The sequence below is a fragment of the Nocardia acididurans genome (assembly GCF_016741815.1).
Classification (GTDB): domain Bacteria; phylum Actinomycetota; class Actinomycetes; order Mycobacteriales; family Mycobacteriaceae; genus Nocardia; species Nocardia acididurans.
Window position 1 is genome coordinate 337,221 of sequence record NZ_JAERRJ010000012.1, and the last position, 20,972, is coordinate 358,192.

Below are 20,972 nucleotides of genomic sequence, written 5' to 3' on the forward strand. Positions count from 1 at the left end.
TCAGGCAGGAGCCTGGACGAGGGTGAGATGACCTCGTTTGCGCAGGGTGAAGCCCAGGGTTTCGTAGAGGCTGATGGCGGTCGTGTTGTGGGCGACGGCATGCAGGAAGGGGATTTCGCCGCGCGCTCGGATGCCCGCGCCGACCGCGCGGATCAGGCGGGTGGCGAGGCCGCGGCCGCGGAATTCGGCGTCGGTGCAGACGGCGCTGATCTCGGTCCAGCCGGGCGGATGCAGACGTTCACCGGCCATGGCCACCAGGCGGCCGTCGACGCGCAGGCCGAGGTAGGTGCCCATTTCGATGGTTCGGGGGGCGTAGGGGCCGGGTTCGGTGCGGGCGATGAGGTCGAGGATCTCGGGGACGTCGGCGGCGGTGAGGATCTCGAGGTCCGGGTCGTGGGCCACCTCCAGGGCGGTGCCGTCCATCTGGACCGAGCCGAATTCGTCGAGGACCGTCCAGCCCGCGGGCGGTTCGTGACCGTGGCCGCGCAGCCCGGTGCTGCCGCCGGGCCCGATGAGGGCGGCGAGATCGGTCCAGTCCCGCTCCTCGAAGACCAGGGGGTGCCCGACGAACCGCGCGACCTCGGGGTCGTAGCGCCCGACCCGGCCCGACCAGGTGGCGAACCGCGCGTGCTCACCGCGCAGCGACGACCGCACCGGGTCGTCCAGCGGGTGCACTGGGCTGTCGATGGCGATGGTCGACTCGGTCGTCAAGGTGCGCTCCTCCGCGTCAGGATCCGACCACAAGACGTTAGCGAGACATACGACCCCGGGAACCGGTTGCGCTCAGCAGGATTCCGATCCGGGACGGGACCACCGCGCGCGGAATCGAATACGGCCGAGGCCGAACGACATGTCGGCTGCCACACCCGCGCGTTGTCGTGGAGTCCCGCCGCCGATGCCGGGCACGGGGTGCCCCTCCGCCTCGGACTGACCGGGACGGGCGCGGGCGCCGTGCCAGAATGCGGCATGGCCTTGAAAATCGACGCGCTCGATTCCGCGCTGCTGGCGGAGTTGGCGCGCGACCCGCGCACGCCGATCCTGGAACTGGCACAGCGGCTGGGGATCGCCCGCAATACGGTGCAGGCGCGGATGAAGCGACTCGAGGAGTCCGGCGCGGTGCGCGGGTATCCGCCGAATGTGGATCTGCAGGCGATCGGGTTCGCGGTCAACGCGCTGCTGGGCATCGAGCTCGACCAGAACAAGATGGATTCCATCGTGGAGGCGCTGCGGGAGTTCCCGCATGTGCTCGAGGTGCATGCCACCACCGGCCGGTCCGATCTGCTCGTGCGGATCGCGGCGCAGACCCAGCAGGATCTGCTCGGAATCATTCAGCGGGTGCATTCCATCGAGGGCGTGAAGCACACCGAGACCATGCTGGCCTTGGCGACGCCGATCGAATACCGGTGCCTGCCGCTCGTCGAGCATCTGACGCGGGCGCAGGGACGCGCATGATGTGACGCCGGTCTCTCCCGGCTCGAGCAGAATGACGCACAGGTCACAGTGCGGTAGATCACTTTTGATCAGAATGATCAGTGTGTCGCGCTTCTGTTGACACAGATCACACACTTCGGCAGATTTCGCTGCACCGATTGCAAGTTCCATCGTTTGCAGCTCACGATCTGGGTTGTGGAAAGTGTGGTGACTGTTCATGACCAGCGTCGCCTGGCCGCCGGCACTACAGGCCGAGAACACCCCCTATGACCTCGCCGACCGGTACCGATCCGGGGCGGGACCGGTCCTGCTGACCGGGGTGCAGGCCATTGCCAGACTGCTGGTGGAACAGCACGTCCGCGATATTCGCGCCGGTCGTCGCGTCGCGCATTTCGTCTCCGGCTACCAGGGCAGCCCACTCGGCGGCGTCGACAAGATGCTGCTCGGCATGCCGACCGTGCTGACCGAACACGACATCACCTTCGTGCCGGGCTTCAACGAGGAACTCGCCGCCACCGCGGTCTGGGGCAGTCAGGCCGATCTGCCCGCCGGGACGGCGACCCACGATGGCGTCGTGGGTGTTTGGTACGGCAAGGGGCCGGGCGTGGACCGCGCCACCGACGCGCTGCGGCACGCCAATATGTACGGGGTCAATCCGCGCGGCGGCGTGCTGCTGCTGGTCGGGGACGATCCGGCGTCGAAATCCTCCACCGTGCCCGCGGTGAGCGAACGATCGCTGGCCGCCATGGGGATTCCGGTGCTGTTCCCGCGCAATGCCGAAGAGATCATCACCATGGGCATGCAGGGGGTGGCGTTGTCGCGCGCCTCCGGCTGCGTGGTGGCGTTGAAGATCGTCGCGGATGTGGCGGACGGGGCGTGGACGGTGGACGGCTCGGTCTCCGAGCTGGCGCTCACCGTTCCCGAGGTGCAGTGGGAGGGAAAGCCTTTCGTGTACCGGCAGCGGCCGATGGCAGCGCCGACCGACAGCGTGATCGCCGAGGCGGACCTGTACGGGCCGCGCTGGGAGATCGTCCGGAGCTTCGGCGCTGCCAATGATCTCGACGTCATCGAGGTGAACCCGGTCGACGCGAAGCTCGGAATCGCGGCCACCGGAACCACTTTCGACTCGGTCCGCCAGGCCCTGCTGGATCTGGGCGTGGACGACGGCGCGCTGCATCGCGCGGGCATCCGGCTACTACGCATCGGAATGCCCTATCCGGTTGGCGCACAGCAGGTCACCGAGTTCGCCCGCGGGCTCGACCAGATCCTCGTGGTCGAGGACAAGACCGCGTTCATCGAGACCCAGATCCGCGAGATCCTCTACGGCACCGCCGACGCCCCGCGCATCCTCGGCAAGCACGACGAACGCGGCGCACTGCTCATGCCCTTCGACGGCGAACTGACGCCCGGCCGACTACTCGGACCGCTGCGCCGGGTCCTGCGGGAGCGGGTCGAGCTGAAAAGGGCCGCGCCGCCGCCGCTTTCACTGGAGGTGCTGTCGGCCAAGCGGACGCCGTACTTCTGCTCGGGCTGCCCGCACAATCGTTCCACCGCCATCCCCGAGGGCTCCATCGGCGGCGGCGGCATCGGCTGCCACACCCTGGTCACCATGTCCGGCCGCGACGACAGCGCGGTCACCGGGCTGACGCAGATGGGCGGCGAGGGCAGCCAGTGGATCGGGCAGGCGCCGTTCACCGATGTGCCGCACCTGTTCCAGAACATCGGGGACGGAACGTTCTTCCACTCCGGGCAGCTGGCGATCCAGGCGTGTGTGGCGGCCGGGGTGAACATCACCTACAAGCTGCTGTGGAACGAAGTCGTCGCCATGACGGGCGCGCAGGATGTGGAGGGGCAACTCTCCGTCGCGCAGCTGACCCACAAGCTGCGCGTCGAAGGCGTCGAGCAGATCATCATCTGCGCCGATGATCCCAAGCGGCACAAGAAGAGTGCGCTGGCCAAGGGCACCCTGCTGTGGCATCGCGACCGCCTCGACGAAGCCCAGCGGCTGCTGCGCGAGATCAAGGGCGTCACGGTGCTGATCTACGACCAGCACTGCGCCGCCGACGCCCGGCGGCAGCGCAAGCGCGGCAATCTGCCCGTGCGCAATACCCGGGTCGTCATCAACGAGGCCGTGTGCGAGGGCTGCGGCGACTGCGGCGTGAAATCGAATTGCCTGTCCGTGCAACCGGTCGAGACCGAGTTCGGGCGCAAGACGCGCATCGATCAGACCTCCTGCAATACCGACTACAGCTGCCTGGACGGTGACTGCCCGTCCTTCGTGACGGTGGAGCTGACGCCGGATGCCAAGGGGCGCAAGGCAACCAAGCGCACCGAGACAGCCGAGCCGCCCGTGGTCGCCGATCCCGGCCTGGGTGCGCCGATCGGAACGCAGAACGTGCTCATCGCCGGAATCGGCGGCACCGGCATCGTGACCGTGAACCAGGTGCTCGCCACCGCCGCGCTGCGCGCCGGATACCAGGTCGAGAGCCTCGACCAGATCGGGCTGAGCCAGAAGGCCGGACCGGTGGTCTCGCATCTGCGCTTCTCCACCACGGCGCTGGAGCCGTCCAACCGGCTCACCCCGGGCGCGGCGAGCTGCATCATGGCCATCGACCTGCTCACCGCCACCGATCCCAAGAACCTCCAGTACGGCAGCGCGGCGGGCACCATCGCCGTGGCCTCCACCAGCCGGACCCCGACCGGTGACATGGTCTACGACAAGTCGGTGGCCTACCCGGCCACCGCGTCACTGCTGGATCGGCTTGCGTCGGTGTCGAATTCGCTGCACCACTTCGACATGCTGGCCGCCGCCGAGAAGCTGTTCGGCAACACCGCCGCCGCCAACTTCCTCATGGTCGGCGCGGCCTATCAGACCGGCGGGCTGCGCCTGCCCGCCGCGGCGATCGAGGAGGCCATCGGCATCAACGGTGTCGCCGTCTCCGCGAATATCGCCGCCTTCCGCTGGGGGCGTGTGGCGATCGGCGATCCGGTCGCGTTCGTCGCGGCTGTCGATGAGGGGCAGCCGCGGCGCACCACCCCCGTGGTCCCCGCGAACATGCTGGCGCACACCAGCTTCGACGGCGAGGTGCGGCGACTGGTCGAGCGGCGGGCCGCCGAGCTCATCGGATACCAGAACGCCAGGATCGCACAGCGCTACATCGACACCGTCGAATTCGTCTGGGGCGCTGAGCGGACCGTCACCGAGCGGACCGAGTTCAGCGAGGCGGTGGCGCGCGGGCTGCACAAGTTCACCGCGTACAAGGACGAGTACGAGGTGGCCCGCCTGCTGGTGGATCCCGCCTTCCTGGCCGAGGTGCGAGCGCAGGTGCCGGGCGGCGAGAACCTCACCTACAAGCTGCACCCGCCCGTGCTGCGCGCCCTCGGCCGCAAGAAGAAGATCGGCCTCGGACCCAAATCCCATGTGGCGCTGAAGCTGTTGGCCAAGGGCAAGGCCCTGCGCGGCACCAGGCTCGACCCCTTCGGCTACGCCCACGTCCGCAAGGTGGAGCGCGAACTGCTGTCGCACTACACCGAGATGGTGCGCCGCCTCGCCGTCACCCTGACCACCGACTCCTACGACACGGCCGCCGCGGCCGCCGCGCTGCCCGATGTGGTGCGCGGCTACGAGGACGTCAAGCTCGGCAATGTCGAGCAGTACTGGAAGGGCCTGCGCGAGCTCGGCATCGAGCACTGACCTCGAGTGACGGGTCACCCGACCACCGTTATCCGACGACCCCAACCCTCGTCATCCCGGCGCGCTTTGGCCGGGATCCACACTCCCCGCAGTGGATTCCGGCCGAAAGCATGCCGGAATGACGGGGGGACTATGCCGCCACCCGCGGCAACCAACCGGCCGCCATCACACGGCCACCACGGAAGCCGCTCACCCGCGGCGTACAGGAAGGAATCGATCGTGTCCGTAATGCACCACGAGGCAGGGGTTTTCGGCCGCTCGCACGAGTTGAGCGCCCGGCGTCACGAGCAGGTCGTGTTCTGCGAGGACGACAAGACCGGGCTGCGGGCCATTATCGCGATCCATTCGACCACGCTCGGACCCGCGCTCGGCGGGACCCGGATGTACCCGTACGCCGATGAATCCGCCGCGCTGCAGGATGTGCTGCGACTGTCCTGGGGCATGACCTACAAGGCCGCGGCATCCGGTGTCGACCTCGGTGGCGGCAAGGCCGTCATCATCGGCGATCCGGCCGTGCACAAGTCCGAGGAGCTGCTCGCCGCCTACGGCCGCTTCGTGGAAACCCTCGGCGGGCGCTACATCACCGCCGGTGACGTGGGCACCAATACCGACGATCTGGATGTGATCGGCCGCCACACCCGCTGGGTGATGGGGCGCAGCAGGCAGGCGGGCGGATCCGGTGACAGTGCCCGGCTGACCGCGCTCGGCGTCTTCCATTCCATGCGCGCCGGTGCCGAATCCATCTGGGGCGCACCGACTCTGGCCGGTCGCACAGTCGGCGTCGAGGGCGTCGGCAAGGTGGGCCGCGAGCTCATCGAGCTGCTCGTCGCCGATGGCGCGGAGGTATGCGTCACCGATGTGAACGAGATGGCGCTGCAGCGGGTTTCGGCCGACCACCCGTCGGTGCGCCTGCTCGGCTCGGTGGCCACCGCCCCGGTCGACGTGTATGCCCCCTGCGCCCTCGGCGGCACCCTGACCGCGTCCAGCGCCGAGGCCATCGAGGCCAAGCTGATCTGCGGCGCGGCCAACAACCAGCTCGCCACCCCCGAGGTGGAGCGGGCGCTGAACGAACGCGGCATCACCTGGGTGCCCGACTTCGTCGCCAATGCGGGCGGGCTCATCCAGGTGGCCGGCGAACTGCGGGCCGCCGCACAGACCGATGTCGAATCCGACGTGGCGGGCATTTTCGACCGCTGCCGCGACATCATCACGGCCGCCGAGGCCGCAGGAATCGGTACCGGCGAGGCGGCCAATCGGTTCGCCGAGCGGCGTCTCGACGCCATCCCGCGAGCGATCTGACGCGGGCGCGCCGGAGTTTCAGAGAGGAGACACAAGTGGCGATCGCGAGCGGAATGTTCCGCACGAAATCGGTGGAACAGTCCATCAGGGATACCGACGACCCGGATTCCAAGCTACGCAAGGATCTGACGGCCAGGGACCTCACCATCTTCGGTGTGGCCGTGGTGATCGGAGCGGGCATCTTCACCCTCACCGCGCGCACGGCGGGCACGGTGGCCGGGCCCTCGGTATCGCTCGCGTTCGTCTTCGCGGCGATCGCCTGCGGATTGACGGCGCTGTGCTACGCGGAATTCGCGTCGACGGTGCCGGTGGCGGGCAGCGCGTACACCTACGCCTACGCCACCTTCGGTGAGGTGATCGCCTGGATCATCGGCTGGGACCTGATCCTGGAATTCGCGTTGGCCGTCTCCGTGGTCGCCAAGGGCTGGTCGCAGTACCTGGGCGAAGTGCTCGGCTCCGGCGCACCGGTGCTGACCCTCGGGTCGATCCATTTCGATTGGGGCGCGGTCCTGATCATCGCGGTGGTCGGCACGCTGCTGGCCACCGGCACCAAACTGTCGTCGAAGGTGTCGGCCGTCGCGGTCGCCATCAAGCTGGGTGTGATCGCGCTGGTGCTGGTGGTCGGCGCGACCTACTTCAAGCCGTCCAACCTCACCCCCTACATTCCGCCGTCCGAGCCGTCCGAGCACGCCGAGGGCCTGCGGCAGTCGCTGTTCGCCTGGCTCACCGGTTCCGGCGGCACCAGCTTCGGCTGGTACGGCCTGCTGGCCGCGGCCTCGCTGGTGTTCTTCGCCTTCGTCGGCTTCGATGTGGTCGCCACCACCGCCGAGGAGACCCGCAACCCGCAGCGTGACGTTCCGCGCGGCCTGTTCGGCTCGCTGGCCATCGTGACCGTGCTGTACGTGGCGGTGTCGCTGGTGCTCACCGGCATGGTCTCCTACAAGGAGCTGCAGGGCGGAGACGCCACGCTGGCAACGGCTTTCGCGCTGCACGGCGCGACCTGGACCAAGAACATCATCTCCATCGGCGCGCTGGCCGGCCTGTCCACCGTGGTCATGGTCATGTACCTGGGCCAGACCCGGGTGCTGTTCGCCATGGCCCGCGACGGGCTGCTCCCCCGCGGTCTCGCGCACACCGGCAGCAAGGGCACGCCCGTGCGGCTGACCGTCATCGTCGGCGTGGTCTGCGCCGTGCTGGCCGGATTCGTCGACTTCGGCACGCTCGAGGAGATGGTGAACATCGGCACGCTGGTCGCCTTCGTCATGGTGTCCATCGGCGTCCCGATCCTGCGCCGCACCCGGCCGGATCTGAAGCGCGGCTTCCGGGTTCCGTGGGTGCCGGTGGTGCCGATCCTGGGCGCGCTGGCCTGTCTGTGGCTGATGCTCAACCTGTCGATCGAGACGTGGCTGCGGTTCGTCATCTGGATGGCGCTCGGCATGATCGTCTACTTCGCGTACGGCCGTAGGCATTCGGTGCTGCGCAAGCAGCAGGAGGCCGCGGCGCACGAACCCGCGCAGGTCTGACGACAACGCGACAGAGCCCCGATCCCTGGCGGATCGGGGCTCTGTGCGGTTTCGGCTCAGTTCATGGCCGCTTCCAGGATCGGCCAGGAGCGGTGCAGCGCGTCCTCCCAGTAGCGCCAGGAATGCGTTCCGGCGGGCTGGAATTCGACGGTGGCGGGGATGCCCAGTTCACTCAGCCGGTCGGACAGGCGGTGCGTGCACAGGTTGGTGGCGGCTTCGATCATGCCGCCGAGAATGATCTGGTTGGCCAGCGTGTAGTTGTTCCCGTTGACCGCCGGATTGGCCAGATTGTCCGCGTACCCGGGCAATCCGGTCGCGCTCGAGATGTAGAGCGCCTTGCCGCGCAGTCCTTCGGCATTGAGTACGGCGTCATTGCGCGCCCAGTCCGGGTCGCCGTCCTCGCCCCACATATTGCGGGCGTCGGCGTCGGCGCGATCCAGCACCAGGTCGATGAAGGTGCGGCTCAATTGGTCTGTGGTGGAGGCGCATCCGCTGTAGGAGGCGACGCCGCGGTACAGCTCGGGGGCGGCGATGGCCAGGTTCAGGGCCGCGCTGGCCGCCATGGACACGCCCGCGATGGCGTTCACGCCCGAGGTGTGCAGCGCCGAATCGATGACCGGCGGAAGCTCTTTCGTCAGAAAGGTCGCCCATTTGTTGCGGCCGAGCTCGGGATCGTCGCGCTGCCAGTCGGTGTAGTAGGAGAACTTGCCGCCCACCGGCACCACCACGTTGACGTTCTTCTCCGCGAAGAACTGCACGATATCGGTCTGCCGGAACCAGGTGGCGGCATCCTCGCCGCCGCCCGCGCCGTTGAGCAGGTAGAGGGTGGGCCGGGGCGCGCTGGTGTCGAACGGTGTCAGCACCTGCAGTGTGATGGTGCGTTCCATCGACGGCGAGTACACGTGGAATATCTGCTGCCGCTGACCGGGCCGGTCGACGAGAACAAGTTCACCACCGGCCGGCTGCGCCGCGGCCACACCCGCGGAAAAGGCCGGCGACAAAAGGAGACAGGAAATCATCGCCAATCGCGACAGTTTTCTCTTGAACAGCAATTCTTTCCTCATCGAAGTCGCCGGCCTTACTGCAATCAGCTGCCGAGGTACTTCCGGAGCGCGTCGGCGATGATGTCGCTGAACGACCCGGTGGAGCTGAGCTGACCGTCATTGGAGCCGAGGCCGTTGTCGCCCAGGCTGCCGATCACGGTCTCGCCCGCATTCGCGCCGCGAGTGGTGAAACAGGCGGTCAGGTTCGGCATTTCGTTGCCGACGCCGACGGTGCCCGCGACGCCCACGCCGCCGCTGGTGACCTGCTTTCCGCTGCCCAGGTTGTCCGGCACCGGATAGGTGATGGTCATGGTCACCGGGTTACCGGAGTTCACGAACCAGCCGGTGCTGGTGACCTTCCAGCCGCCCGCGTTGGGGGTGGGGGTCACATCCTCGGTGCGCTGGCCGCCGCCCAGGTGGTAGGCGGTGATGGTGGTCTTCACCGGGGCGCCGAGGCCGGTCGGCGGGAAGTCGGTGATGGTGTTGACATACGGGTTGCCGATGCCGGTGGTGCCGACCACGATCTTGTAGGTCACCGTGGTGCCGAGACCGATGGTGTCACTCGTGGCGATCTTTTCGTAGGTATGCGTGACACCTACGGTGCTCCAGTCCTTCTTGGTTTCGTAACTACGCACCGAGCACGTCGAATCAGCGGTCGCCACACCCGCATTCAAACCCACGCTCAATCCCGCGAGGATCAGCGAAGCCGACGCCGCGAGCGCAGTCGTCCGAGGATTTCGGAACATACATTCTCCTAAAGCATCCCGAACCATTTCGGGACAGACAATGAATACCGAGCTCTGCGGTCAACTCGGGAGGGTGCGGATGTCACCCGGGGACCAAGTAAACATGCGTAACTGGTCCTCTGTCCAGAAGTTCGGAGAAGTTTTCGAGACTGCCTCACGGATCGCGTTCAGCTGCTAACGTAGCACAACTGACTAGAACACGTTTCAGAGCTTGGTCAGGGCTGGGACCTGCCAATCTCCCTTCAGGACACTGTCTTTCGGGGCGTACAGGCGCATGGTCAGGGAGAACGGACCGGACGCCGGAATCGGCAGCCAGTTGCCCACCGGGACACTCGCACCCGGATCGGCGCTCTGGACGGCCAGATCCAGGGAACCGTCCGGATTCGGCGTGACCGGAATCTGATGGCCGATGGCGTAGACGTTCGCCGGATTCGGAATCAGATAGCTCTCCGCGTCATAGGCGGTCAACGACCAGAACGCGGCCACCGGCGGCAGCTGCCCGGCCGGGAAGTGCAGGCGGTAGCGGTTCGGCGTGCCATCGGTGTCGGCGGTGCCGAACAGGCTCGGATACACCGCGTCCTCGGCGAGATTCGCGCCCAGACCCTTCAGCGCGACCATCGCCCGCAGCTGATAGTCGGTGCCGTAGGCGCCCAGATCGGTGGCGAACTGCCAGCCGTTCTCGTTCTTCTGCGCCGGATCCTGATAGTCGGCGAACTGCTTCTTCGAGGTCTGCACGGCGGCCGCCAGATCGTCATCGGAAATGCCGGTGACACTGCCGCCCGGCTTGATGCCGAGCTTCGCGAAACGCTCCATCGCGGGCGCGTCGGCCGCGGCGGGCGGGTCGATCGCCAGCAGAGCGCACAGCTTCGCGAAGAACGAGCGCGGATCCATGGCGTCGACCTGCTTGGCCGACGGCACCGAGAGATCGACCGGAACGACAGGGGCCACGGGCGCGGGCTGCCCGGCGTTCCAGGCGCTCAGCGGCACCAGCTTCATCCGCTGCTGGATCGCCCGCACATTCGGGATGTCGGCGTCACCGTTCACCTGGACGCGGCCCAGGACCCACACGGTCGGAGTCGGCATCGGCAGCGGGGTCACGCCCTCGGGCAGCCGACCGGACCAGCCGGGGCCGGTCAGCGCGTAGGTGAACGGCGGCGAGGCCGCACCCGAGTTCGGTTGCGGGTGCGCGCTTCCCGGATTGTGGGCGGTGTTGGTCCACGCGTCCATGATCTGCATCAGCCAATAGCGGTCCGACTCCATACCCGGGACCTGCAGCACGATCGGCTCGGCCGTGAGATCCAGCCAGGCAATGGAATACAGCGTATCCAGGTTGAGCCGCACCACATCCCGGCGTTCGGGCGTGGGCAGCGTGCTCGCGTGCTGGAACTGATTCACCGGGGTGAGGGCCTCGGCCTGCGCGCGGGTGGCGTCCATGAGAACCAGCGGGTAGCCGAAGGTATAGGCATCGGCCGCAATGGCTTTCGGGTCGTCCGAGGGCGCGGTGCCGCCGTCGTCGGAGGACTTGCCGCAGGCGGCCAGGCCGAGCGCCGCGGTGGTGGTGAGGGCCAGACCCAGCCAGGCCCGACGGGAGAACGCCCTGGACGGGCTCGCGGGCTCGGTCGCGTCGTTCATGAATCTCCTTGCGAGGGGGCGGGTTTCAGTCGACCGGAGTGAGAGCCGGTGGCTGCCAGTCGCCGTCGAGCGCATCACCCTGCGGGGCGTACATGCGCAGGGTCAGCCCGAACTTCCCGGATTCCGGGATCGGCAGCCAATTGCCCTGCGGCACAGCGCTGCCCGGATCAGCGGCCTGAATCGCCAGCTCCACCGTGCCGTCCGGACCGGGCGTCACCGGGACCTGATGGCCCACCGAATAGACGGCCGCCGGGTTCGGCACCAGATAGCCGTCACCGGTGTAGGCGGTCAGCGACCAGAAGGCCTGGGCGGGTGGGGTTTTCCCCTGCGGGAAGGTCAACCGGTAGCGCTTGGGCGCGTCCGGCGTACCGGCGTCGCCGGTGAGCTGCGGATACACCGCGTCTTTCGGCAGATTCGCGCCGAGGGCGGTCCAGGCCGTATGGGCGCGCAGATCGTAGTTCGTGCCGTAGGCGCCCAGATCGGTGGCGAACGCCCAGCCGTTCTCGTTCTTCGCCGCCGGATTCCGATACGCGGGGATGCGATCGCGTGCGGTCATCATGCCCGCGTTCAGAGCCTCGACGGAGACGGAATCGGTTGTGCCGCCCGGTTTCACGCCGATCCGCTCGAACCGCTGCAGCGCCGGGGCATCGGCCGCCGCGGGCGGGTTGGCGAGCATCAGCCGGTCCAGCCGGTCGAAGAAGGTGCGCCCGTCCAGCTGTGCCACCGCCTGCGGCGGGGAGACCGCCTGCGCGGTCGCGGGGCTGTCCATCGGGGCGGGACGCTCGCCGCGCTCCCAGGCACTCAGCGGCGTCATGATCAGCTCACGCTGCCGGGCCTGCGCGGCGGGCAGGTCCGCGGCGTCGCGGTACTCGATGCGGCCGATCAGCCAGGCCATCTCGGTGGGCATCGACAGCCGCGTGACATCCGCGGGCAGAGTGCCCGACCAGTTCGGGCCGGTGATCGCGTAGGCGTAGGGCGCGGACTTGCCGGCATCGGTGTGCGGGTTCACGCTGCTCGGATCGTGGACGGTATTGGTCCAGGCATCCATGACCTGCATGAGCCAGTACCGGTCCGACATGACCGGAACCTGCAGGATGATCGGTTCGGCGGCGAGATCCAGCCAGGCCGAGGCATAGACGGTGTCCACATTGGGCATGACCACGGTGTTCTGCGCCGGGTCGATCGGCCCCACGGCGGCGATCCGATTGGCGGGCACGCCTGCCGTACCGGCCTCGCGGGTGACATCCATCAGGACCAGCGGGAATCCGTACACGTAGGCGTCGGCCGCGATGTCCTTCGGATCGGTGGAGGTGCTGGTGGTGGTCGCACTGCCGGTGTCCTCGGATTTGCCGCAGGCCGCGACCATCCCGGTTGCCACCAGGGTCAGCGCGACCCCCGTGACCAGCAGAGCTCGCCGTTTCCGCACTGGCATACCACTTCTCCCTACTGCAGAGGCCCGGATCGGGCAGTTCGAGAGCCGCTTTCGGAGTGTAGCCAGACATTTGCCATCAATCAGAAGTTTCAGGACATCGAGCCCTTGCGAAGCCCTCCCGCATTCGCGAGGCTGATGCCGTGCGCCTCGTCGACCTGTCCGTACCCCTCGGGACGGGCATGCCCGTCTACCCCGGCGACCCGGAGGTGACCATCCGCCCGGCGCTCACTGTCGCCGCCGACGGCGTCAACGTGCTGCACCTGGACCTCGGATCACAGACCGGCACACATGTCGACGCACCCGTGCACATCGACGACCGGCTCCCGGCGCTGGACGAACTACCGCTGGACCGCTTCCTCGGCCCCGCCGTCGTGGTGGACGCGCGCGGGCTCGCACCGCGCGGCCCGATCGGGCGCGAATACTTCGAGGGACAGGTGGCGGCCGGGCGGATCGTGCTCATCGCCACCGGATGGTCACAACACTGGGGTACGCCCGACTATCTCGCGCATCCCGCGCCGACGCCGGAGGCCGCCGAGTACCTGATCGCATCAGGCGTGCGGACGGTCGGAATCGACGCGCTGAGCGTGGATCCGACACCCGCCGAGGACATTGCGGTGCATCGGATCCTGTGCGGCGCGCACGCGGTGATCGCGGAGAACCTCACCGCACTCGACGAGCTGCTGGCGGCGCAGGCGGCCGGGCAGCGCATCGAGGTCTCACTGCTGCCGCTGCGGCTGCCGGGCGCGGACGGATCACCCGTGCGCGCCATCGCCCGGATCGGACTGTGACCGGTACGGCACTGTATTGGAAATTGTGGCGCGCCCCACTCGATCTTCGTAGACTGCATCCGACACAGGGGGAGTCGGGGCCCCCGACCTGCTCGACCAAGGAAGACCCTCACGTGAGACGTAGCTCCGTAACAACATTGCTGGCCACCGCCGCCATTCTCAGCGCAACTCCCGCTGTCGCCACCGCGGATATCGTGCTCACCGATGCGGCCACCACCGGCGCCGACGATCCGCTCCAGGCCTGGTCCGGATCCTCGGGAGGCTCGGTCAACGCCGGCAGCGCGGGCGGGATGGCCATCCTGTTCGGCGGCACCAAGCAGATGTGCCTGACCGTCGGCAGCGCCATGGCGATTCTGGGCAAGTCGACCTTCGGCTGCGACGCCATCCGCGACATCCGCGACTAGCCGGACGGGTTCGCCCGGGGCGGCACGCTCGAATACGACGAAGGGGCACCAGCTTTCGGCTGGTGCCCCTTCCGTTGTTCGTGCGGGTCAGCGGTTGTCGTCGGCGTTGCCGGCCTTCCACTGCGCCCACGGCATGTTCCAGTCGCCCAGGCCGTCGACCGGCGAGAGCGTGCCACCGACCGTGTTCTTGATGATGGTGATGTCACCGCGCTTGGCGTTCTCGTACACCCAGCGGGCATCCGACGGGCTCAGGTTCAGGCAGCCGTGGCTGGTGTTGTAGGAACCCTGCGCGCCCAGCGACCACGGGGCCGAGTGGAAGAAGATGCCGGAGTAGGAGATTCGCGTCGCGTAGTCGACCGGGGTCTTGTAGCCGTCGGGCGAGTTCACCGCCACACCGTAGGTGGACGAATCCATGATGATCTTCTCGTGCCGGTCGGACACGATGTAGATGCCGTTGTCGGTGGGGGTGCTGTTCTTGCCCATGGAGGTCGGCATGGTCTTGATCACCTCGCCGTTGCGCTCCACCACCACCTGATGGGTGTTGTCGTCGGCGGTGAAGACCAAGGCGTCGCCCACGGTGAAGCTCGAGGTGATGTCGCTGTCGCCGACCAGGCCGTTGCCCAGATCCTTGCCGTAGACGTTCACCGCGATGTCGACCTTGGTGCCCGGGGCCCAGAAATGCTCCGGCCGCCAGCGCACCTCACGATTGTTGACCCAATAGAACGCGCCCTCGACCGCGGGCGTGGTCGTGATCTTGATCGCATTCTGGGCGGCCTTGCGGTCCGGAATGTTCTCGTCGAACTGGATCGCCACCGGCTGACCGATACCGACGACCTCGTTCTCCCCCGGCAGCAGATACGGATGCGTCCGGTTGTTGGGCGAGATCGTGGTGAAGCTCATGGTCGTACTGCTCTTACCGCCGAGACCGATGGCCTCCACGTCGAGCTTGTAGGTGCGCCCGAATCCCAACTGCTCGACCGGCTTCCACGACAGCCCGTCGGCGGCCACCTCACCCGGAACCGCGCGGCCCTCGGGATTGGTCAGCGTCACCTTCGTGAACTTGCCGTCTTCCACCTCGAGCAGCAACGGTTCTCCGGGCGAGACGCCCTTCTCCCCGTCCTTCACCGGCGAAACCAGCTTGGGCTTCATGAGTTCGGTGATCGGGTTGGAATCGATTGCCACGGAAGAGGAATCAGTCGATCCCCCGGACGAACACCCGGTCAGCGTCAGCGCCACCGCCGATGCCACCGCCACGAAACCAAGCCATGCGCGCGACCGATGCCGGCCCCGACTCTCGCTCATTGCAACCCCACTTCACGTCTCGGTGCGTGGCCGGCCCCGAGTTCCTCCGACCCCGACCACGCCTGCTCGACCACCACGCCCACGGGGATTCGGCCGAGACCACGCCTCGCCCATTCTGCCAGGAACATGCCCCGACCAACGACAAGACGCCAGCCCCCGCAGGGCTCGCCCAGTTCATCGCACCCACCCCCACTTCGTTAACACCACTGAGCAAGCCGGACAGTCCCGGCAAACCACCAGCTCAGCCAGGCGATTTCACTTTCCCGGCCAACTCCTGTTAATGTTCTTTCCGCACCGCAGACGGCCCGAAGCCAGTGCTTCGAAGGTCTATCTCGCCGGCACGCGCCATTAGCTCAATTGGCAGAGCAGCTGACTCTTAATCAGCGGGTTCGGGGTTCGAGTCCCTGATGGCGCACAATTTGTCTGTCTACAAGCCGAACAACCGTGTTACGTGCTCTAGTGCACTGGAACACGGTTCGGGTAGATCTTCTACCAGCGGTTTTATTCCATCGGAACAGGTTGGCGCTATGCCGCCGGTCGTTCCTCTTCCCTCTTCCAATTCGGTTGTTGTTCCGCTTGCACGCGGGCGGCTTGAGGCGATGCCACCCACCTCCTACAGCGTGGTCAAGGTCGCCTATGGCTCGGTGTTGGTCAACTACGCCGGTCGAGTCGCCGAGCGATCGGTGTTGTCGTCGTTGGGCTGGGAGCCGGGTACGCCGATTCACCTCGAAGCCGCGTTGCCTGATGTCATCGTCGTCACATCCCCGCCGGATGGCGCCTACGCCATCGCGCGCAATGGCCAGTTGCCGATTCCCGCTCCGATCCGGCGAGCCGTGCGGCTGCGTATCGGCCATCGGGTGCTGCTGGCCGCGCACCCCGGACCAGAGCCGCCTGATCATCGTCTGCCAGAACGCATTCGACACCCTCGTTGGGGAGATCCGTGATCGGATTGATGGGGGTGCACAGCGATGACGACCTCGACACCGGTCAATCAAGTCGAACTCGATGCCGCGCGCACTCTGCTGGCGCGGATGGGTATCACCCCCGCCGATCTGCTCGATATCCGCCCGACGGCACCGACTTTCGCCCAGTACATCCCCGTAGTGCGAGCCAGGGTCGTCTCCCCTGGCACGTTCAAGACCTACAACACTCACTGGAAGTACCTCGAAAAGCACTGGGCCGCACGCCCGATCGATGAGCCGACTGTTGCCGACATCACCGACATGCGAGATACCGCGCGGCGCAACGCCAAACAGGATCGCAATGCCCGCGACGGCCGCGGTGCTGCCGAGGCCATGATCGGTGCGTTGCGGTTCCTGTACCGGCAAGCCGAGGCCGACGGGTTGATCCGCACCGGCGACAACCCTGCCCGCCGGGTGCCCAAACCTCGCCGTATCCCGTCCACCCGCCGCGGGCTGCCGCTGAACCAGATCGCCGAGATCGCCCATGTCGCCGCGACCACCGGCAACGACCCAGACCTGGACACTCTGCTGCTGCGTCTGCATTCGGAAACCGGATGCCGCCGAGGTGGAGCGCTGGAACTGCGTCCCGACGATCTGGATCCCCAGCAATGCCTGATCTTCCTGCGGGAGAAGGGCAAAGTCTCACGCTGGCAGCCGGTTTCCCCGACCCTCATGGCCAACCTGCTCCACCATGCCCACACACGCGGCGCGCATCCCGGCGAACAGTTGCTGCGCTATCGCAGTGGCAAACCGATCACTCGCCGCCGTTACGACGGCCTGTGGACCCGTATCGGACTCGAACTGCCATGGGTCGAGAAACAACAGATCAGCACGCACTGGATTCGGCACTCCACCCTCACCTGGGTCGAGCGGACCTTCGGATACGCCATCGCCCGCGCCTACGCCGGCCACGCCGAGAGCAAATCCGACGGATCCACCGCCACCTATGTGCGCGCGTCCTTGGAGGAAGTCGCGCTCGCTCTGGCCACATTGACCGGCGAACCGCATCCCCTCACCACCGCTGCCTGATTCGACATCCGACGTCCGGCCGCCTCATCTCGTGCCGCACCGACGGCACCATGGGAATCGGCGGCCGGACGTCCGACGCTGATGGAGTTCCCTTATGACCGCTATCCGGTCTTTCGTGCGCACGGACGCAGTCGAGTGTGCACAGCCATCCCGCGATGGCTCCCCGTTTGACGCTGCTGCGTCCGTCCGCTTCTTCTGGTCTGTGTTGATCCTGTCGGTCGCTGTGAGCATCTCTGGCAATGCAGCGCACGCTGTCCTGCACGCTCGATCGCTGGCGATCGTGGCGGCCGCGGTCGCCGTGGTGCCTCCGATCGCGCTGATGACAGCGGTGCACGGGGTCACGATGCTGCTGCGTGCACACGGCCGATCCAGCCTCATCCACTTGCTCACCACACTTCTGACCACGCTGATCGCCGCTGGAGCGTTCCGGCTGTCGTTCACAGCACTGCGTGATCTCGCGGTTCTGGCCGGAATCGCTGAGCACGACGCCTGGATCTGGCCCGTGATCATCGAAGGCTCGATGGCCCAGGCAACCCTCGCCCTGCTCGCCATCGCGCACACGCCGACCATCGCCCGTGCGCACACGACGCCCCCGATACCGCCAACAGAGGCCGCCGCTGCGCCGCAGCGGAACTCGTCCGATCGTTGGAGCGCCACCCCTGCGACCGCGCCGCTGAAAGGCACTTGCGACGTGGGCACGCCGGCTCAGCCCTCACCCAACGATGAATCCTGGACACAGGTCGCGAAACTCATCTGTGCCAGCGACCCTGCGCGCCGCCGCGACCCGGCTGTCGTGGCTCGAGTCCTCACCCGACATCACGAGGATGGGTGGAACCCATCACAAATCGCCCGCGAGATGAACCGGAGCCGTTCGAGCGTCAGCCGGATTCTCAGCCAAGCCCGTAACGTGATTGGCTGACACAGCTAGATCACGGCGAGAAGCTCCAGGTCCCTCGGAGCCAGCCGTCCGTGTCGAACCCATCAGGGCGATGGGATCGCACGAACTGCTGTTTGCCACTCGGCGGGTCACTGGTGGTGACCCGATCCAAGCTCGGATGGAAACACTTACGCCCGGTCGGAGGAAACCCGAATGTGTCAACTCGGACCGTGTCAGCTACGGACAGTGCGCACCAGGTTGATGGGCTTGCCCTTGGCTTTGGCCCGATCATCCAGTTCGGCCTGACGCTTCGCGGTTGCTTCCAGCTGCGGCAGGTACACCGCGTCGAACCACTCGTTCGCCCCGTCGATCCCCAGGTCGACGGCGTCGATGGAGGTTTCGAACTCCGCCTGCGGGATCTCGTACGCCACAACGAACTTCGATGTCGATGCCTTCACACCGGAGTCGCGGGTCACGTCGTAAGGGATGCTGTCGCTGAGCTGTTCGACCCACGAATCGGGGACATTGCCCTGCAGAGTCACCCGCACGCGAATCACGTCCGAATCGTGGGATAGATACTTGGCCTTCGGGTTTCCCACCCGGATGGGCTTCTGCCAGTTCGCCATATGAAGTTGTCCTTAATGTTCGTGGAGAGGACGAATTCCCCTCATCGATCAAGATTACTGGCAGGGACCGACACGTCCAGATGATCATCAGGCAGGAGCCACAGCCGGACAGCACCCTGTGACCACCGCAGATCAGCGACCACTAACGGCTTGCGAGATCGGCCAGAGTTTGGTATGGCAGATACCTGTCCTTGATCCCGAAGCCGCGCAACAAGTTCCCGGTCAAGCGTTCCACCACTGCCGCGGGATGGTGCCCCAATTCTTGGGTGGTGGACGAAACCACATTGATGTAGCTGGGTTTCGGGTACGGGCGGCCACCGGAGTAGCGATCGGAATGGTTCTCGACGGGCTCGACGTTGAGTAGGCGATCGATATGGAGTCCGATTGTCCAGTCGCTGTTGATCGGACACAGCTCGGTCGAGAGGTAGGCGGCGGCCATGAGTACCGAGTGGATCTTTTCGAGCATCGAGCCGGCCCGGAGGACTGTCCTACCCGAGTCCGGATCGTCCATGCTGCCGACCGGACTGATCGCTCTGCCGGTGGCGAATTTCCATGTGCCGGAGTTCTCGATCAAGACGATCGTGCTGCGTTCGTCGACTGACGCCTCGGAGTGCGGGTTCCAGGTTCGGGCGATGTGCCCGTCGGGATGCGGGGCCACGTTCAGCAGCGACTGCAAGCCATAGTCCCAGTGCAGGCGGTGCGGGAGGGCTTTCTGGAAGAACTCGAAAAGTCCCATGCGGTCGAGGGATTCGGAAATCGATGACTGCGTTTGAGCGGTGGGTTCGAGCAGTAGGCGCACCCAGCCGACCTTGGGGTTGGTTGGTCGAACATCGAGGTCGGTGTCGATAGCAGCAAGTCTGTCCTGAAAGCCTGCCGCTCGGGCTTGGCGCTCGGCGAGAAGCCGGCGAACATCGCCGTCGCCGAGCTTGCATTTGCCGTTCTCGCTACGGCCCCAGTAGGAACTGTCAACCATGTGCGGAGCGCCTGCCGAGGCGGGCACGGTGACAACGAGCACCGCCCGCGTCGCATCGGTCGGGTGCGGGAATGAGTCGATCATGACCGGTAGCGGCGGAGACACTCGGCCCTGAGCGATTTGGGCGATACGGTCCGCAAGCCCGTTGACGATCGCACCGGTCGCCTTGCCGGGCACGCCCTTGGCACTGTCTTCGATCCCGATCAGGAGCACGCCACCGTCGACGCTCAGCGAAGCAAGGTCGCGAGCCAGTTCCAGATTCGCTGGACCGCTCGTCGGCGGAATGTCCTTCTTTCGTTCAACCCACTGTGTTTCCTCGAACAACCCGCTATTGGAGGCCGCTTCCACATCTGCCCAGCTCGACGGTGTGAACCGAGGCCGACGCGGGCCGAGGTAATACGAAGTCTGCATGGTGCTCAATCATGCTTCCACACACCGACATTCGAGAGCATGATCTCGCCGATGGCCTCGACAGTGGGTGGGTGCCCCCTCCTGCTCGTACGCGCAGACCACCCGCCATGTTTGATAGATTGATCGGCCTATGGGATCGACAGTGCCTTGGTGGGGAGCCGGCGTTTTCACGCTTGCTGGAGCGGCCCTGGCCTTTCTCGGTGCACAATGGCAGTCCTGGCGGACCGAACGTTCACAGCGTCGCCGACTCTCCAGGGAGGACAAGGTTGCCGCCTACCTGCAATTGATCGAGATCGGGAGGAAGCTCGCCGCGACACCGGTCTGGCCGAACAACACCTCCGCGGACCTCGAAACCCCAGAAGACCAATACGACAGTCTCATCGGCCTCGCAGAGCAGGTCGCCTTCTACGGCCCACCGCGAGTCAACGCAGCCGTCGAAGCGCTGCTGACGGTGGCCGAACAGCATCGAGACGCCATCATCACCATCCGTACCGACAGCAGACCTGCCCACGGCAGCGGTATCGACCTCCGTCTTCGACCCGTGTACCAGCAATCCGTGGCCACCCTGCACGGCGCGATCGATGACTTCGTACGAACCTGCCGGAAAGACCTGGAAATTGAAGGCCGCTACCACGCTCTCTCGAATCACCAGCACCGAGGAACCAGCCCGAACGATCGCGACAGGTCGACCGATACCTGAACAAACCGCGCCTAAATATATTGCGGCGCAGTATAATTCATCCAGCAGCGGGCAGCGGGCAGCGGGCAGCGGGCAGCGGGCAGCGGGCAGCGGGCAGCGG

18 protein-coding genes and 1 tRNA gene are annotated in these 20,972 nt (G+C 66.4%); 11 read left to right on the forward strand and 8 right to left on the reverse strand.

Features of this window, described 5'->3' with window-relative positions; genetic code table 11:
* Positions 1 to 711, reverse strand: a complete 711-nt coding sequence (locus JK358_RS30210; protein WP_201954346.1) for a GNAT family N-acetyltransferase — start codon at positions 709 to 711, stop codon at positions 1 to 3.
* Between the two features lie 255 nt (positions 712 to 966).
* Between JK358_RS30210 and JK358_RS30215 the strand changes: the two genes are divergently transcribed.
* The 4 genes from JK358_RS30215 (at position 967) to JK358_RS30230 (ending at position 7,947) form a co-directional block, all read left to right on the forward strand.
* Entirely contained in the window at positions 967 to 1,452 is a 486-nt protein-coding gene (locus tag JK358_RS30215; protein WP_201954348.1) for an Lrp/AsnC family transcriptional regulator, read from the forward strand.
* Between the two features lie 196 nt (positions 1,453 to 1,648).
* Positions 1,649 to 5,125 carry an indolepyruvate ferredoxin oxidoreductase family protein gene (locus JK358_RS30220; RefSeq protein WP_201954350.1) on the forward strand — a complete coding sequence of 1,159 codons (3,477 nt, stop codon included), beginning with the start codon at positions 1,649 to 1,651 and terminating at the stop codon, positions 5,123 to 5,125.
* Positions 5,126 to 5,353: 228 nt separating this feature from the next.
* Positions 5,354 to 6,424: a Glu/Leu/Phe/Val dehydrogenase dimerization domain-containing protein gene (locus JK358_RS30225; protein WP_201954458.1), complete on the forward strand. Its 1,071-nt coding sequence runs from the start codon at positions 5,354 to 5,356 to the stop codon at positions 6,422 to 6,424.
* Between the two features lie 53 nt (positions 6,425 to 6,477).
* Positions 6,478 to 7,947, forward strand: a complete 1,470-nt coding sequence (locus JK358_RS30230) for an APC family permease (RefSeq protein ID WP_201954460.1) — start codon at positions 6,478 to 6,480, stop codon at positions 7,945 to 7,947.
* Between the two features lie 56 nt (positions 7,948 to 8,003).
* On the opposite strand, the gene JK358_RS30235 is transcribed toward JK358_RS30230, so the two are convergent.
* The 4 genes from JK358_RS30235 to JK358_RS30250 all read right to left on the reverse strand — a co-directional run bounded on the left by JK358_RS30235 (position 8,004) and on the right by JK358_RS30250 (position 12,800).
* Positions 8,004 to 8,948: an alpha/beta hydrolase gene (locus JK358_RS30235; RefSeq protein ID WP_372440753.1), complete on the reverse strand. Its 945-nt coding sequence runs from the start codon at positions 8,946 to 8,948 to the stop codon at positions 8,004 to 8,006.
* Between the two features lie 86 nt (positions 8,949 to 9,034).
* Positions 9,035 to 9,736 carry a hypothetical protein gene (locus tag JK358_RS30240; RefSeq protein WP_201954353.1) on the reverse strand — a complete coding sequence of 234 codons (702 nt, stop codon included), beginning with the start codon at positions 9,734 to 9,736 and terminating at the stop codon, positions 9,035 to 9,037.
* Between the two features lie 204 nt (positions 9,737 to 9,940).
* Positions 9,941 to 11,368, reverse strand: a complete 1,428-nt coding sequence (locus JK358_RS30245; protein ID WP_201954355.1) for a DUF1254 domain-containing protein — start codon at positions 11,366 to 11,368, stop codon at positions 9,941 to 9,943.
* Between the two features lie 25 nt (positions 11,369 to 11,393).
* Complete coding sequence (locus tag JK358_RS30250) at positions 11,394 to 12,800, reverse strand: DUF1254 domain-containing protein (protein WP_201954357.1); 1,407 nt, start codon at positions 12,798 to 12,800, stop codon at positions 11,394 to 11,396.
* A gap of 140 nt (positions 12,801 to 12,940) precedes the next feature.
* Between JK358_RS30250 and JK358_RS30255 the strand changes: the two genes are divergently transcribed.
* Complete coding sequence (locus JK358_RS30255; protein WP_201954359.1) at positions 12,941 to 13,588, forward strand: cyclase family protein; 648 nt, start codon at positions 12,941 to 12,943, stop codon at positions 13,586 to 13,588.
* A gap of 113 nt (positions 13,589 to 13,701) precedes the next feature.
* Positions 13,702 to 13,992, forward strand: a complete 291-nt coding sequence (locus JK358_RS30260; protein ID WP_201954361.1) for a hypothetical protein — start codon at positions 13,702 to 13,704, stop codon at positions 13,990 to 13,992.
* Positions 13,993 to 14,079: 87 nt separating this feature from the next.
* Here JK358_RS30260 and JK358_RS30265 read toward each other — a convergent pair whose 3' ends face one another.
* Positions 14,080 to 15,294, reverse strand: coding sequence for a L,D-transpeptidase (locus tag JK358_RS30265; RefSeq protein WP_201954363.1), 1,215 nt, complete (start codon positions 15,292 to 15,294; stop codon positions 14,080 to 14,082).
* Between the two features lie 342 nt (positions 15,295 to 15,636).
* Here JK358_RS30265 and JK358_RS30270 point away from each other — a divergent pair.
* The 4 genes from JK358_RS30270 (at position 15,637) to JK358_RS30285 (ending at position 18,204) form a co-directional block, all read left to right on the forward strand.
* Positions 15,637 to 15,709 (forward strand) — tRNA-Lys (locus JK358_RS30270).
* 112 nt (positions 15,710 to 15,821) lie between these two features.
* Positions 15,822 to 16,238, forward strand: coding sequence for a hypothetical protein (locus JK358_RS30275; protein ID WP_201954365.1), 417 nt, complete (start codon positions 15,822 to 15,824; stop codon positions 16,236 to 16,238).
* Positions 16,239 to 16,262: 24 nt separating this feature from the next.
* Positions 16,263 to 17,285, forward strand: coding sequence for a tyrosine-type recombinase/integrase (locus tag JK358_RS30280; protein ID WP_201954367.1), 1,023 nt, complete (start codon positions 16,263 to 16,265; stop codon positions 17,283 to 17,285).
* A gap of 223 nt (positions 17,286 to 17,508) precedes the next feature.
* On the forward strand, positions 17,509 to 18,204 hold the full coding sequence (locus tag JK358_RS30285; protein WP_307817804.1) for a DUF2637 domain-containing protein: 696 nt from the start codon (positions 17,509 to 17,511) through the stop codon (positions 18,202 to 18,204).
* 191 nt (positions 18,205 to 18,395) lie between these two features.
* Here JK358_RS30285 and JK358_RS30290 read toward each other — a convergent pair whose 3' ends face one another.
* Positions 18,396 to 18,788, reverse strand: coding sequence for a hypothetical protein (locus JK358_RS30290; protein ID WP_201954371.1), 393 nt, complete (start codon positions 18,786 to 18,788; stop codon positions 18,396 to 18,398).
* Between the two features lie 142 nt (positions 18,789 to 18,930).
* The gene (locus JK358_RS30295) at positions 18,931 to 20,172 is read right to left on the reverse strand and encodes an AlbA family DNA-binding domain-containing protein (protein WP_372440757.1); all 1,242 of its coding nucleotides are present in this window, start codon (positions 20,170 to 20,172) and stop codon (positions 18,931 to 18,933) included.
* Positions 20,173 to 20,302: 130 nt separating this feature from the next.
* Here JK358_RS30295 and JK358_RS30300 point away from each other — a divergent pair, with 130 nt between their 5' ends.
* Positions 20,303 to 20,872: a hypothetical protein gene (locus JK358_RS30300; RefSeq protein WP_201954375.1), complete on the forward strand. Its 570-nt coding sequence runs from the start codon at positions 20,303 to 20,305 to the stop codon at positions 20,870 to 20,872.
* Positions 20,873 to 20,972: the final 100 nt, after the last annotated feature.